The organism is Mesotoga sp. Brook.08.YT.4.2.5.2., assembly GCF_003351125.1.
GTDB lineage: Bacteria > Thermotogota > Thermotogae > Petrotogales > Kosmotogaceae > Mesotoga.
Genome location: NZ_JPGZ01000059.1, coordinates 1 through 14,773, shown reverse-complemented (window position 1 = coordinate 14,773; position 14,773 = coordinate 1). Strand labels below are relative to the sequence as shown.

At 44.4% G+C, this 14,773-nt stretch carries 11 protein-coding genes and 2 pseudogenes; 9 read left to right on the top strand and 4 right to left on the bottom strand.

The annotated features are described in order from the left end of the window. A pseudogene (locus tag Q502_RS13870) lies at window positions 1–316 on the top strand (transposase); the annotation flags it as partial. Window positions 317–587: 271 nt separating this feature from the next. On the opposite strand, the gene Q502_RS13865 reads toward Q502_RS13870, so the two are convergent. Genes Q502_RS13865 through Q502_RS13855 form a run of 3 tightly spaced genes read right to left on the bottom strand, consistent with a single transcriptional unit; the run spans window position 588 to window position 3,771 of the window. Then, complete coding sequence (locus tag Q502_RS13865) at window positions 588–938, bottom strand: hypothetical protein (protein WP_133117343.1); 351 nt, start codon at window positions 936–938, stop codon at window positions 588–590. A gap of 5 nt (window positions 939–943) precedes the next feature. Continuing rightward, entirely contained in the window at window positions 944–3,226 is a 2,283-nt protein-coding gene (locus Q502_RS13860; protein ID WP_099830461.1) for a hypothetical protein, read from the bottom strand. A gap of 8 nt (window positions 3,227–3,234) precedes the next feature. Beyond that, window positions 3,235–3,771 carry a type II secretion system protein J gene (locus tag Q502_RS13855; protein WP_099830460.1) on the bottom strand — a complete coding sequence of 179 codons (537 nt, stop codon included), beginning with the start codon at window positions 3,769–3,771 and terminating at the stop codon, window positions 3,235–3,237. A gap of 532 nt (window positions 3,772–4,303) precedes the next feature. On the opposite strand from Q502_RS13855, the gene Q502_RS13850 reads away from it, so the two are divergent. From Q502_RS13850 to Q502_RS13800, 8 genes and pseudogenes are all read left to right on the top strand, one after another. Continuing rightward, on the top strand, window positions 4,304–4,489 hold the full coding sequence (locus tag Q502_RS13850) for a hypothetical protein (protein ID WP_099830459.1): 186 nt from the start codon (window positions 4,304–4,306) through the stop codon (window positions 4,487–4,489). After that, window positions 4,479–4,646 (top strand): annotated as a pseudogene (locus Q502_RS15155) (ATP-binding protein); the annotation flags it as partial. The gene Q502_RS13850 and the pseudogene Q502_RS15155, both read left to right, overlap by 11 nt. A 42-nt stretch (window positions 4,647–4,688) precedes the next feature. Further along, window positions 4,689–5,336: an ATP-binding protein gene (locus Q502_RS13845; RefSeq protein WP_099830458.1), complete on the top strand. Its 648-nt coding sequence runs from the start codon at window positions 4,689–4,691 to the stop codon at window positions 5,334–5,336. Window positions 5,337–5,879: 543 nt separating this feature from the next. Continuing rightward, window positions 5,880–6,161 (top strand): hypothetical protein, encoded by a 282-nt coding sequence (locus tag Q502_RS13840; protein ID WP_099830457.1) that lies wholly within the window; start codon window positions 5,880–5,882, stop codon window positions 6,159–6,161. 470 nt (window positions 6,162–6,631) lie between these two features. Then, a complete protein-coding gene (locus Q502_RS13835; RefSeq protein WP_099830456.1) occupies window positions 6,632–7,348 on the top strand; it encodes a CBS domain-containing protein in 717 nt (238 codons plus the stop codon). Window positions 7,349–8,214: 866 nt separating this feature from the next. Then, entirely contained in the window at window positions 8,215–8,910 is a 696-nt protein-coding gene (locus tag Q502_RS13825) for a Crp/Fnr family transcriptional regulator (protein WP_099830454.1), read from the top strand. 7 nt (window positions 8,911–8,917) lie between these two features. Beyond that, window positions 8,918–9,358, top strand: coding sequence for a DMT family transporter (locus Q502_RS13820; RefSeq protein ID WP_099830453.1), 441 nt, complete (start codon window positions 8,918–8,920; stop codon window positions 9,356–9,358). Window positions 9,359–11,468: 2,110 nt separating this feature from the next. After that, window positions 11,469–12,797, top strand: coding sequence for an ATP-binding protein (locus Q502_RS13800; RefSeq protein ID WP_099830449.1), 1,329 nt, complete (start codon window positions 11,469–11,471; stop codon window positions 12,795–12,797). Between the two features lie 816 nt (window positions 12,798–13,613). On the opposite strand, the gene Q502_RS13795 is transcribed toward Q502_RS13800, so the two are convergent. After that, on the bottom strand, window positions 13,614–14,174 hold the full coding sequence (locus Q502_RS13795; protein ID WP_099830448.1) for a hypothetical protein: 561 nt from the start codon (window positions 14,172–14,174) through the stop codon (window positions 13,614–13,616). Window positions 14,175–14,773 lie beyond the last annotated feature (599 nt).

Below are 14,773 nucleotides of genomic sequence, written 5' to 3'. Positions count from 1 at the left end.
AAATAAGTATACTATCGATAATTCTTTTGATGACTTGAAGAATCAGCTGGACATGAAACGCCTGCGCATTCACAGTGCTGCTTCTATGGATGGCAGACTCTTTATTCAGTTTATTGCCTTGATCCTTATGAGTGCTTTGAGAAAGAAAATGCGTGATACAAAACTCATTGAGAAATACACCGTCCGAGAACTCCTTCTCGAGATGGAAACATTAACTCAGGTACGATATTCAGGCAAGTACGGTCATATCCTTACTGAGATTACCAAACCACAACGCGAAATACTCCAGAGTCTGAAGATTCAACCAAACTCATAGGTATAATTTGTCCGGGAAATTAGGTTGTTGAAATCTCTCCTTCGCATACGATTCCTCCAATAAAGAAAAATAAAAAAAATTACCCGACAAGTGTTATGCAAGATCGTACCAGATTCATGCTTTTGAGAAGTACAGAGTCAGTGAAGTGACGAATGACAACCGTTTGAACAATAGAGCAGAACTGTTCAATAAGAAGAATAACACCTGTCAAAAGCCTACAGCAAGGACTTGCTATGGTTCTGGGTTGCCCAAAGGTAGCGCGAAAGAATCATCATTTCCAGGACCAGTTATCCTTGGGACTCACATAGAACCTCTGTCTCGAACTCCCGTGAATGGATGTCACTTCATGAACGTTTAGTGTTTCACTGAAATCTATGGCAATTTGTGAATCTATGCTTGCTATTCTCTGGAAGACGTCGCTGGTCTTCGAAAAGTCGGCTGTACTCTCTTTTTGCCACAGGTTAACTGCAGCCGAGACCGCAACATTTGTGTCTTTCACCAATGTGTATGTCTGACTTGTGAATTTCACCGCATAAGAGAATGAGGTGACCATAATAAGCAGAACAAAGACGCTAACTACAAGAGCAATGAGCATTTCTACAATCGAAAAACCCTTACTCAAAACCATCACCTCGCTCCAAATCCAAAAGCCATAAGTAGACTTGATTCGGGTGTTGCGACAGGCAAATCCTCATTTGAGTACAAACGATCATCATATACGTTGAATTCCTGAAAACCTTTTATTTTATTATTATTGCCATATGTATAAGTTGGACTTGCCGACTTGGCTACTATTGTCCCGAACACATGCCTGTAGCCCATGTCATTGAAGTCCTCATATTTCTCGATACGGAAGGACCCGGAGCCATTGTTTCCAAATGCAAAGATATTGGACATAATCTTGATGTTCTTATGATTCTTGTTTTCCTCGTAAGGCATATAGATGTCTTTATCAATAGCCACAAGGTTCAGCATGTCATTTGCATTGTTCTCAGAAACTAGGCGGTTCAAATCGACATTTGTTCCGATTAGTTCTTTGTTAAGGTATTGCTGAATATCGCTGTAAATATCGTTATATACTATGTCCCCGATAATCTTTATATTACCAGCCATGGAAATGAAGGAGTATCTGCCATCAACCAAAGACAATTTACTGCCGTGACCTGTGCCCTGAGGAAGGCCTCCTCCGCCAACCTTTATGTCATTTTCGCATATAAAAACGCCTGCATGCTGCATATCTATCGTTCCAAGATCCTGATCAAGCAGATTAACACTTCCTGCACCCTGTCCGGTCTTTGTGACAAAAAAGCTCTTCGCATTCCATGGAGGCAGACTATCGAATTCCGAGCTCTTTGTTATAACCACTTGAGCAACATCTCTCGAATTATTCCGGCTTTTCCTGCTCCAGCCGTTGTTGTTCTTCTCCCAAACCTCATACTCTTCGATATACCAGTACTCGTGAACAGAGTATTTCTCGCTCGTGTCGAAGCCGCTTAGATTGTATCTGGCAAAGATTTGCTGCCCGGAAAGAACATCTGTCAAAACCTCAACTGAACCATAGTCGAGCTTATTTATAGCATTAACGGTTATCTTATTATTGCCCGTTGAGACGTCTTCGATGTAATAATAACTATCGAAGAACTTGCCCTCATAAGTGATCGAAGTCGGTACAGCTCCTCCAAAAAAGACCCCAAGACTATTGTTGCCAATGGAAGAAGAGTTGAAATATGAATCTAGAACAGACTGAGAGGATACGACCCTATTGTTATCTATAAACCCCTGATAGTATGATTTCATCTCTCCAAACTTGCTTTCCATAGAGCTTTTGATATCGTCAGTCACATACGTGAGTCCAGACCGAAAGTACCAGGGAAAGTATTTAGTAAAAGCCTCAGCTTTTAGTGCGTCGGTTCCCGGTTCAAGCGTTTCTCCGGTTTCGCTTGTTAAAATCTCGCTCAAGACCAGATCGTTGCCATCCACCTGAAGCTGATTCGCTATAATAATCTTTGCTGGCTTACTACTACTGGCTCCAAAATACACATAGTACTTTGATCCGTACTCAGTCCAGGCAACGTACTGCTGGGCGCTTAGCAGTTCGCGATCTTTGACTCCATCGTTGTTTTCATCTATCCACAAAGTCTTTTTCTCAGGAGACCCGTTATAACCAAGTTGGTGGATCCTTGGCTTACGGTTCATCATATTTCCCACGAACGTTGCCCCTATCCCCTGACTGGCCGGATGTTCTTTCTCGGCTTCAGTTTTCGGGGGTACGTTTATCGCAACTCCTATACCACTTCCACCGTAGTAAGATGGTCCGTCCACAAACTCGCCAGGTCCATAATAAGCGTTTGATATACCATTGAGAAGAAAAACCGCCCAGTTACTGAAGTATCTCGGACTAATGAATCCCCAGAAGATACTCTCAGCAAAACCGGACCTTGTGACCCTAATTGTTGCAAGAAGCATATTCGGGAAAACCTTATGTGGTCTGACGACCACTTCTATATCGCCACCGGGAGTGAGCTCTTGGAGAGCAAGTGTCATCGTGGATGTGGGAAGATAGAATGAGTGTTGAAATTGATCAAAGGTCTGTAACCAGTACGTATCTTCAAGCGTGCCGTCTGACATCTTCTGTATCGTTGAGTTATACCATTCCGGAGCAGTATCGGTGGCAGAAAAAGTGTTTATGGCAGCAATGTTAAGCGCAGCAGAATCGCTGTACTTCTTCTGAAAATAACCCAGGAGTGCGAAGAACGTATTACCTGCATCCAGCTGATTCTCAAGTTTTCGTTGAGCAAGAGATATGTCTCTCGTCTTGGCATTCACAAAGCTGATCAAAGATGTCGATGAGATGGACACGAATAGAAGGAGCAGCAAAACTGTTGGAAGTATCATACCGATTCTCTTCATAAGAGCCCCTACTTAATCGCCAGCAAGTTAACGCTAGCGTAGTGATTTGTTCTTCCATAAAGGATCTGATAGTCGATTTCATTGCTTCCTAAGTTGAAACTGATTTCCAAACCCGGATATTGCTGTGTGGAAAAAGCTATCCTGCTTCCATTAAGCTCAAGAGTATTTATTTCGGACTCGGGAAAGTCTGATACTGAGAAATCCTTTTCCCAGACAAAGACAGCCCCGTTCTTAAAATAGACCTGTTTCGTAACATCATGGTGATTCAGCGGAATATCAACCTTATATCTTATTCCAACCACGTTCCCGGATTGCTTTACTGGCCTGACATAAGTCGATTCTGGTCCCGCCTTCATAAGCTCTTTCTGAAGAACAAGATCTATCCTGGATATAACTCCAAGCTCTTCAGTTTTTATTCTTACCTTTTCCGTTTCTCTGATTGATAAAGAGTATAGAAGCATGATCGCAATTAGCGATATCGAGGATATCGCCAAAACCATAATGGCTTCAGCAAGAGAAAACCCATATTTAACCTTGTATGTCAAATGAATCACCTCGCTAATTATCGTAGTGCAATCGCATGCCATAATAATAAACAACAATTCGAATAAAACTAATGATCAATTCGATAATTGATTTCAAGTGTTTCTTGTTTAGAAAATTAACCTGGCCGCAATCTTACAGAACAAACTGATAGGTGTCTCACCTTCCGTGAGTTAGACCGAGCAATAAATAGCGTGTTCGTGAGATTCGCCGTCATCCCAGGGCTCTTATCGGCGGAGGGCAATGAACTTTTCTCACGCTCTTTTGAACCAAGAATAAAGCTCCTAGCTCTGGAACGAAGAATCGCTCTTCTGCTCTTTAGATGGACGGCTCTTCACGCTCTGCACCTATCACTAATCAACAAACACCGCGCTTTCCAACCTAAACTGAGTCCGTATCCATCTTGAGCGAAATCGTTTTGTATGAGAACGCATATGTGCTAGTATCGTTTCATAGTGATACGAAATAGGAGGGAGCATTTTGAACACAGATGAGTTAATTCAATCGCTTGAAGAGATACAATAGAGAAAGGAGATGAGTCTGCCCTCCAGGTTAAGGCCTTACTTTGAAAAGATGGATATGAAGAACAGGGCAGTACTGGTCTTTGGGTCTCGTGGTGTTGGAAAGACCACATTCCTTTTGAACAGATTCAGAGCAGAAGAATACTCTACCTCTCCGCCGACAATCCTCTGGTCGCCACAACTGACCTCTGGAGTATAACGAGTACAGCATTTGTCAGGGGCTACGAGGCAATATCGTCGATGAAACTCACTATGCAAGGGACTGGAGCATTCATCTGAAGGCCATCTACGACGCCTATCCGACAAAGCTAATAATAGCAAGCGATAGTAGCAGCCTGATACTGAGACAGGGCATTGCGGATCTCTCCAGAAGATTCTCCAGAGTCCACATCCCCCTAATGTCTTTGAGAGAGTACATATATCTGAGAGACGGTGTGCTTTTGCCGCTACTCAATCCGTTCGCTCTCGACTCTTCTGTGGCCAAAGAGATAATGGGCAGTATTAACGTTCTGGCGGCTTTCGAGGAGTATCTTGACCGCGGATTCAGACCGTCTTATTTAGAGTGGGATTATAAAGAACAGATTGAACACATCATCGAAAAAACTATCCACGGTGATGTCCCGTTCTTTGTGGCTCAAATCTCAGATATTCACTTCAGATTGATGAGTGCCGTTCTGGGATTCCTAGCGATATCAAAAGTCCCTACCCTTAACATCGAGAGAATGTGTAGAGAGTGGGGAATAGGAAAGAGAAAACTCTATGAACTTCTCTCGATAATGGACGCAACAGGGATAATAAGGATAATATTCAAAGAGAATGACAATCGAACCTTCTCCAAAGGCGAGAAGATATTCTTCGGCGATCCCGCTTTCTACTACATAGGCGCAAAAAATACAGGCACAAGAAGAGAAGCTTATGTGGCCGAGGCCTTCGAAGATGCGGGTAGCAGAGTTTTTGCCTGTCCGGACGAGCAAAACGGGGACTTCCTGATAAACAAAACAGTCGTTGAAGTGGGCGGAAAAAACAAAAGAAGGCAGACTTCGTAATAAGAGACGATACAGATATTCCTCATCTAAACTGCATTCCGATGTGGACCCTTGGCTTCCAGTATTGATAAATGAAACAAGAGCGTACTCGCACGTTATAAGAACCGCAGTGGATTAAGCACAAGACCACGTGAAGGAGCGATTTCGAGACGTTCGCTGCGCTTCTGAGAAGACGAGAGTTCTCCTCTGGAGTATGTAAAAAAAGATTGTGTAAACCCTCTAGAATGGAAGAGAAGAATGGGGGGAAAAAAGATGACATTTGACAGAGAAAAGATCAAGTCGTTAATCGAGAAGAATGGATCTGAATGATGTAATTCTGATTTCTCAAACCATCATGACTTTTCGAAAGTTGCATGCAGGTGTTCAATTCTCACGATTCTTGAGACTCAAATGAGCTGGTTACTTGGGAAGTGCTCTTGCGATTTCACATTGAAATTACGGAAGTTTCTTCTCATCAGGCACTGTTTTGCATTGACTTTCGTGGAAGATGATGAGGATAAAGGATTATTCTCCTAATGAAGACAGGAAAGGAGATGGTGATTTATGAGGGAAAAAGAGAGGGAGATAGTCAAAAGACAAATCCGCGAGTTGCTTTCGGAATCCGCAAAACCCTATATTGATAAGAGAGCAGATATGATCCTAGAGAGCAACCTTCTTAAAGACGAAGAAATTTCTGAGCTGATTCAGGAAGGAAGAGCTTACACAATGGCAATTGCGCTCATAAACGACTGGTTGCTCACACTCCCTTATCCCCTGAAAGGGAAGGCGTACAAGAAACTCAAGAAAGTTCTCGATAGTTTGATGACACACCAAAATAATGGTTGATTGAGCACTTCCACATTGAATTAGATTTCCAATACCTCGCCTGATGAGAGCAACGCTTAGGTTTTTCACTCAGGATACAGAAATAGTAAACCGGTATACTGTTCTTTCTATGTGACTCGCACGGCAATAACATCGCAGTTAGGTTCTGTTTTCTGCTGAAGGGTTGTCATCCCCCGGCTCCTCTTTGAAATACGATAATTGCATTCGTTTCACGAAGTTGTGCGTGAATTGGGATAAGTGGATGGACCTTATGACACTGCTCGGAAAACAGATCTGCGAGTTCTGAAAAATCTGCAGTCACCAATGATATTCCTTTGTCAACTACGATTGTAGATCTGCAGTTCTTCCAATGCCCCCCTGTTTTGATATACTCTATTTAAGCAGAGAGTCGTCTCTCCAATTCTTGTCCTGTTCTGCTACCATTACTGGTTCTCTGCGATTGTAAGCGAAGTTCCATTCAGGAGGTCGATATGGACAATTCAGAGAGGTTTATGCAGGCCTTCAGATCGATAGAGGGTTATCTGAGGAAGATAAACGAAGATTACCGAATCGACGGCTTCGCAAGATCCTTGAGAGATGCATCAAAGAGCGACAAAACTCTGCGCAACTACCTCGACATACTACTCGAGTACGCCGAACTCCGAAATGCAATTGTCCACACGCTAACAAGTGATGGCAAACCTATTGCAGAACCGCATAAGGAAGTCGTAGAAAATATTGAACACGTTGCCGAAATGTTGAACGCTCCACCCAGGGTATCTACAATATTCAAATCAGGAAAAGTCGTTACAATCGACCTCAACGATACGGTTGACAAAGCCCTGAAGATCATAGGGGAGAAGTCATTCTCTCAGATTCCCGTCTATGAGGGAAGGCAATTCAGAGGAATTCTCACTACGAATGCGATCGCCAGGTGGATGGCCTTTGTTGGCGAAGAAGAGAGGGCGTGCATAAAAGATATGCCGATTCGAGCCGTGATGGACTATGCGGAAGAAGACGAGGCAGTCGAATTTGTTAGCAGAAAAGCGACTCTCTTCGAAATCGCAGCTTCATTCAGCGAGTTCAGTGCCCTGGGAAAAAGGCTTGAGGCGATACTTGTAACTGAAAACGGAAAAAGAAGCGAGACTCCTCTGCAGATAATCACCATCTGGGATATCCCGCTCATATCTGAGACTCTAAACTCCTGAGAGAAAATACAGACAAAGCCAGACATCGAATACCGGAAGGAAAGGTCTTAAATCATAATACCATCTCCTGGCTCTATTCAAGCTGTACAATAGTTAGAATCATTCTTCTCAAGAAGTGACTAGATGTCACAAGCAGATTGCACTCTTTCATGAAATTGAATTGTCTTTCCAATAATCCATCATTGGAGAAACTTGAACCACAAAATCCCTGCACGATCCTTGGAGTAACATCTTGGAACAGACTCCTCTGTGGAATTGCGTTCTCGCATTCAAATACTAAAGTCAACTGAATGTAAAAAAGTGAGTCTGTCACGAAATTATTCAACCGGCAATTACCCTGAAATCAAACTGAACAGAACCTCTTCTTATTGGAGTCAGACCAGTTCGAATGATTCTTGCTCAATCGCTGTTAACGCTATCGTAGAATGTAAGCGCTTTTCCAGAATGACGGGATGTGATGTTTTCCAAATAACCTGAAGCCGTCATCCCGAGTTACTCTGATATCAATCCCTTTCTTTGTCATCCTGAAGTGCTCCTGTTCAGGATCTCGCCCTAAGAGCCGCTGTGCGCTTAAAAACGAAGACCCGCTGGACGCTGGGAAGAGCCGTAATTCGTTGTCCGTCCCAGATCATGAACCCGTCCTTGGGTTGGGAAGAGCCTGAGGTCAGAGGCAAGAGGTCGGAAGAGCGAAGCGTCGTCGATTGCCCAAGAACAAAGAATAGATCCTCGCTCCGGAACGAACAATGGGTTTTCCTCCTCCGCGACGGAGAACTGTCGACAGTGAACCCGCAGGCGAGTCTTAATAGACATCTGTCCTATATCTTAAACTTGCGCTGGTAATATACTCTTATGCAGGAGGGTTGTTCATGAAGGTAATTGGAGACAGAAAACAAACCACGGAATACTTGTCGAGATTCGATCTGGCAGCGCTTCTAGACAAAGCTGTTATAGATCAGTTTGAGCTGCACAGATTCGAGAGAGGCGAAGACATTTTCACCATAGATGAGCGGCCAGAGTACCTCTACTTTCTTGTGAAAGGAAAGGTCAAGGTTTCGATCCTCTTGAGAAATGGCAACAGGGTATTGCTTAGATTCTGCGTCCCTCTTTCTTTGCTCGGCGACCTGGAAATAGCCAATGACTTCGCTGTCAGGTCTTCGGTTTCGGCAGTCTCGGAATCTGAACTTCTGGCTCTGAGGCTTTCCAGGGTAAGAGAGAATCTGATGAGCAATCCTGCCGTCCTGAGATTGATCATTCGCGAACTGTCTTTCAAGCTTTATCATAATGCCGTCGTGAAGACATTGACTTCATCGGCCCCGCTAAAGACGAGAATCGCAACTTATCTCCTGCTAATGACCTCAGATGAAAGGAATGAAAGAATGCTGGATGAACTGGAAACTGAAAGTCAAGCTGAGATCGCCGAGCTTCTGGGGGCTAGCTACCGCCATGTAAACAGGGTTTTGAACGAACTGGGTCGAGAGGGAATATTGAGAGTCAGTAGATCACAGATAAAGATCGTCGACTTCGACAAACTCAAGAATCTTGCCTCGGATCTGTACGGGTGAATGAAAAATGATTAAGGGTATTCTATTTTCCGTGACTGCAGGCATAGTTATCGCCATGCAGAGCGTGTTTAGTGCGAGACTTAGCGAAAAAGTCGGCTTTTTTGGCTCTAATTTCTTCATACATGGTACTGGTTTTCTCCTTGCTTCATTTCTTCTACTGCTTTTCGGAAGAGGCGAGCTTAGCATCGAATCGATCAAAGGACTGAATCCAATCTATGCAACTTCGGGGTTCATAGGCGTTCTAATTATCTTTAGCATTGCACAAGGCGTATCAGCTCTTGGCGCCAGCAGAGGAATTGTGATAATTGTTATCACACAGATAATTTTCGCATTGGTAATAAATGTCTTGGGTTTGTTCGGTGAAACACCTCTTCACCTGACTCCAGCGAAAATTACAGGCCTGTTCCTAATGCTTTTCGGGGTCCTGATTTATCAGCTATCAAAGTGAGAACGATGAGATGCAGCTTTTCGATACCCCAGCCCCGAATATAATTCGGGATCAGGGCTTTTCAACCACCGTGGTTGGGGGTAGCGGGTTCGTGTGTGTAGGAAAGAGCAAGAGAACCTGGTTGACCGTTGAACGGTTCACCGTTTGCCGAGAAAAGCATCAGTTGCAAGTTCCAAGATGCAAGTTGTAAGAAAAAGCAAAAGGCCGGGGGGTTGGGGGTAGCGGGTTCGTGGTAGGAAAGAGCAAGAGAACCTGGTTTACCGTTGAACGGTTCTTCGAGGAGAACCCGTTGTTCGTTCCAGAGCGAGTATCTGTTCTTCGTTCTTGGTTAAGGCAAAAAACCACGAATGGCATTATGATCTTCGATCTTATCCAAGGACGGGTTTATGCTCCTTGGACGCCGGACGGCTCTCAATGCCCTTACGAGACCCGAGACTTATTACCCGAGATCCGGTTCGTACCAGGAACTTGGACACGAAGTGTCGGAACGAAGAACTTAGGTGCAAAGCACCAGAACAATGGACTTCTCTCTTTGCTAAGAACCTGGACGCGCAGTATCGGAAAGATGAACCACTCTGCATGTCTTGATCCTAAATCCCCGCTTGAGCGGGGGGGACCGCTTGCGGTGGGGAGTGTGCTCTTTGAAATGCCTCTCACATCGTTTTTCGCTTTTTGTTTTGTCATCCCGTAGTGGTCTTGTACGGGATCTCGCCCTGAAGAGCTGCTGTACACCAGAAGTTCCGCTGCACGCTTAAGAACAAGAACCCGCTGATCGCTTGTAAAAGCTCAGTTGCAAGTTCCAAGATGCAAGTTGTAAGAAAAAGGGGGAAGACCGGGGTTGGGGGTAGCGGTTCGTGGTAGGAAAGAGCAAGAGAACCTGGTTTACCGTTGAACGGTTCTTCGAGGAGAACCCGTTGTTCGTTCCAGAGCGAGTATCTGTTCTTCGTTCTTGGTTAAGGCAAAAAACCACGAATGGCATTATGATCTTCGATCTTATCCAAGGACGGGTTTATGCTCTTGGACGCTGGACGGCTCTCAATGCTCTTACGAGACCCGTGACCCATTACCCAAGATCCGGTTCGTACCAGGAACTTGGACACGAAGTGTCGGAACGAAGAACTTAGGTGCAAAGCACCAGAACAATGATCTTCTCTCTTTCTTTGCTAAGAACCTGGACGCGCAGTGTCGGAAAGATGAACCACTCTGCATGTCTTGATCCTAAATCCCCGCTTGAGCGGGGGGGACCGCTTGCGGTGGGGAGTGTGCTCTTTGAAATGCCTCTCACATCGTTTTTCGCTTTTTTGTTTTGTCATCCCGTAGTGGTCTTGTACGGGATCTCGCCCTGAAGAGCCGCTTCACGCTTAAGAACGAGGACCCGCTGATCGCTGGAAGAGCCGCTGTACGCTTAAAAACGGTGAACCCGCTGATCGCTGGAAGAGCCGCTTCACGCTTAAGAACGAGGACCCGCTGATCGCTTGTAAAAGCTCAGTTGCAAGTTCCAAGATGCAAGTTGTAAGAAAAAGCAAAAGGCCGGGGTTGGGGGTAGCGGGTTCGTGGTAGGAAAGAACACGTTGAACCATCAAGAGCTTCCCTGCGAAGCGAAACTGGCCTTTGCGAAGCAAAGACTGGCCAGGCGAAGCCTGACTGGCCTGCGCAGCAGACTAACTTCTGAAGAGCCGCTGCACGCTTAAGAATGAAGGCTCGCTGCCGGTGATTGGTCCAATATGGAGTTTTACAACAAACAAGTAATTCTATCTGGCAGAATGTTGTGTGGAAACCCCGGAGTTTGCCGGAATTTCCGAAAATCATCAAACATCGTCATTCATTAGCGGCTTTCCCGCAGCTCTCACTGCGTCAACTAACAATGGCTTTTTGGAAATTCCTCTATGCATCATTCCTGTGAGACTCTCACTATATAATTCCCGTACCGACCCTTCGTAACTGCTTACTCTGTCATCCCGAACTTGTTTCGGGATCTGGGATTTCGAAGGGGCCTTAAATTCCTTATAATAATCTTTCCACAGAAATGAATTGAAATACTGTTCTATATACTGGTCACTTATGCTAAAATGTGTTTGTTATAAAGGTCATTAATTGACAGGTGGTTAATATGACAGATCAACAGATGTTTTCCGTCCTTGCAAGATGGAATTACTGGGAAGATCGATCCCTTCCGGACCTTGTTTACAGAAGAGAGGTCGGTGAGATTGAAGAATTTCTTGACAGCAATTTCGTGCAGATCGTAAAAGGGCCTCGAAGATCCGGCAAATCATCTCTTCTTAAGATTGTGTACAGAAAGCTCCTGGAATCTGTTGATAAACTCTCCTTTCTGTTCTTGAACCTTGAAGATGTTTCTCTTTCAATGGAAGAGAAAACACCTGTCCTTCTTGAAAAACTCTACAGGCTTTACAGGCAGAGAGTCAATCCCGTTGGAAAAACCTACATGTTTGTCGATGAAATCCAGCATATACGAGGCTGGGAGCAATGGATAGAGACTTACAGGGAGTCCGGAGAGGTCAAATTCATTGTTACCGGCTCATCTTCAAAGCTTTCTTCCAAGGAGTTTGGAACGCTGTTGACAGGAAGGCACATAGATCTGACTCTGTTGCCCTTTTCATTCGCAGACTTTGTGCGATCAAAGGGAATTGAAGTCTCCTCGCTTTCAATTGAACTCAAGAGTGATCTCATCAAGAATCTGCTGTTCAGTTATTTGGATTCTGGAGGCTTTCCTGAGATTCTCTTGAACTTCCCGGAAGAAAACGGGACAAAGATTCTCGAGGCATATTTCGACGACATCATATACAGGGACATCGTAGAGCGTTGGAATATCAGAGACGTTCTGCTTACAAAGAGAATCGCGCTCTATGCTCTGAAGAGCAGCGGAAATCTCTTGAGCTACAGAAAAATACAGAAGGCTCTCGAACAGACCTCGGGAAAGACTTCAACCAGCACAATTTCAGAGAACATGTCGCACCTATCGGAAACATACATATTGTTTGAAGTAGAGCTTCATACGAATTCCGTCAAGAAAGCCCTAATCAACCCAAGAAAAGTATATTCCGTCGACACTGGCCTGAGAAAAGCCGTTGTCAAGCCGCTCACTGAAGATTTTGGAAAAGATGGAGAGAACATTGTCTTTCTAGAGCTCTTGAGGCGGGGCTATGAAGTGACTTTCTGGAAGACTGACAAAACCGAAGTTGATTTCGTCGCCTCTGGAAGAACTGGCGATCTGGTCATCAATGTCACAATGTCAAATCTGGATGATCTCGATTTGAGAGAACGTGAACTTCGGGGATTACTCGAATTCGAGGGCGAGAGATCCCGCAGGATACTTCTAAACAGCGACATTGAAGACACGCTGAAGATTCACGACAAGACCATTGAGCTGATTCCTCTCTGGAAATGGCTTCTTATTGAGGATTTCCTCCCAAGCAGATAATCTGCACTATTTCTGACAGGTTTTCGCAAACGCAAAGGGCTTCAACTGAACTCAACGATCTGCTGGGTTTTCAGACAGATTCATTTGGAAAGATGCCTTCTGTCCTCTCAAGCGCTCTCCATGATATCCATGGACTGGTTCATGATCCGGGACCAACTAAGGACGGCTCTTCACAGCGGCCAGCGTGTTATATCAAGCGATGAGCGAGTCTTTTCATGTACAGCGGCTCCTTTATCGGCAGTTTATCGGAAATGAGAGTTGACGTCGACTCGCGAAATGTGTCAGTGGCAGGAATCATTAATAAGAGATCAATTTCGAAGATGAAGCAGCGGTCACCAGAATACGAAAACGGAAGTGACTGCGCTTCGATTCATTTTCCATCATTCTGAATTATCACTATGCCTCTCACTGCTTTCATAACTCTATTGCCTAGTTTTCAAATCGGACAAAATCTCAGACATAAGGCTGCTCTCACGATCTGAAAGTAACTTCGAACAGCTGGAGAGAACCCATTGCAGAGAAAGAGGTCCGCACGCTGTATATAAATTCTGAACAATTGATGCAGCTATGCATTCCTCCCTAGAAGATCTCTGCAGCGATAGTATAGAATAGTGTTCTTTATACTGTACATTTCTGGCACTATCTGTTCGTTATAGAGGTCATTAACTGCAGAGTGGTCTATCCTCACTCATATAACAGTGGTTGGGCTACGAATGAAAAAGGGTGAAAAGTCGATTATTCACTTGTTGTAAAGATAAAGATATGTGTCCGCCTTTCTTCAATAATGCCAGCTTCTGTTCGTCTTCGCCCAAACCGTCACTTTCCCAGACCCCGTTCGATGAAGTCTTCCATTTCCTGTATATACTCAGGATTATTGCAGGCTTTCTTCCAGTCATCCAAGATCCTTTCGAAAAGCTCATCTGGAGCATCCTCGGCCCAGTCTTTGAACTGAGATGTCGATTCTTTGTCGAACTGGTTTATTCCTTTCAGAATGCCCATGCAGTATTTCTTCGCCTCGTTGTCCAGTGAAAGGTCGAAATATCTGTTCAGTTCATTTATGAATGGTTCTAGAGCCTCTTCAAACATTTCCCACGCTCTATCTGACGGTTCCACATACCCATACCTCATGCTGCCTGATTGTTCCCAGAGATCCTCAACTTCAATTCCTTCCAACGCATAGTAAACTTGAGAAGCAACGTTCTCGACATCTATATCGCGCAGGTATTCCAATGCGATTTGTTCAATACGTTTTGCAATGCTCCGATCTTCGTTGGCCAAGGCTTTCAGTATAAGAAGAGCATCATGACCGCTGATTTTGTCAAGAACCTTCTTTTTCTTAGTTACTGCTCGAGATTGCTTCTTGCTCCTATCCGCCATGATTCCACCTCAACACCCGAGTCGTTATTCTCAGAAGATACTGGATAACTTGATTATAACTCTCTTACAGTGAGTTCTAATTACTGTGATCTCCATTGGGATCATGATCAGTGCGGAGGGTTCAACACAGGAGAGGCGAATGAAATAAATGTGCTGATGTCTGAACGCAGAATCATTAACAGACTCGTTTTTTTCAGAGACGTGGTTGGAGGGATTCCGTGGTTGCGGGTACGAAAGAACAAGGTTAGTCTGGTTCGCAGTTGAACGGCTCACCGTTCGCCGCGGATAATCAGTTCTTCGTTCCAGAGCGAGTATCTGTTCTTCGTTCTTGGGCAATCGACGACGACGAGGCGGATCAGAGGTAAGGGGAATGAGGCTAGAGGTAAGAAAATCAAGATCGGTTCTGTCTCTTTTTTTGTGTAAACCCCTTTTTTGTAATGGGTTTAAGAATCAGCTTATGTACTTAGCTAATCTTTCATACTTTATCACAAGTTGAGTAAGGATCTTTGACCATTCAAGGGTTCTTACTGTCCATTTCTTTGTTATATTTATTATTGCTAGATAAGCCATCTTTAAAAGAGAAGTATCCGTAGGAAAGA

What these genes read in the sequence shown, in the direction of transcription:
- Q502_RS13835 (WP_099830456.1), top strand. Translation starts at nt 6,632, where the DNA reads ATGGACAATTCAGAGAGGTTTATGCAGGCCTTCAGATCGATAGAGGGT.
- Q502_RS13840 (WP_099830457.1), top strand. Translation starts at nt 5,880, where the DNA reads ATGAGGGAAAAAGAGAGGGAGATAGTCAAAAGACAAATCCGCGAGTTG.
- Q502_RS13825 (WP_099830454.1), top strand. Translation starts at nt 8,215, where the DNA reads ATGAAGGTAATTGGAGACAGAAAACAAACCACGGAATACTTGTCGAGA.
- Q502_RS13820 (WP_099830453.1), top strand. Translation starts at nt 8,918, where the DNA reads ATGATTAAGGGTATTCTATTTTCCGTGACTGCAGGCATAGTTATCGCC.
- Q502_RS13795 (WP_099830448.1), bottom strand. Translation starts at nt 14,174, where the DNA reads ATGGCGGATAGGAGCAAGAAGCAATCTCGAGCAGTAACTAAGAAAAAG.
- Q502_RS13860 (WP_099830461.1), bottom strand. Translation starts at nt 3,226, where the DNA reads ATGAAGAGAATCGGTATGATACTTCCAACAGTTTTGCTGCTCCTTCTA.
- Q502_RS13800 (WP_099830449.1), top strand. Translation starts at nt 11,469, where the DNA reads ATGACAGATCAACAGATGTTTTCCGTCCTTGCAAGATGGAATTACTGG.
- Q502_RS13850 (WP_099830459.1), top strand. Translation starts at nt 4,304, where the DNA reads ATGAGTCTGCCCTCCAGGTTAAGGCCTTACTTTGAAAAGATGGATATG.
- Q502_RS13845 (WP_099830458.1), top strand. Translation starts at nt 4,689, where the DNA reads ATGTCTTTGAGAGAGTACATATATCTGAGAGACGGTGTGCTTTTGCCG.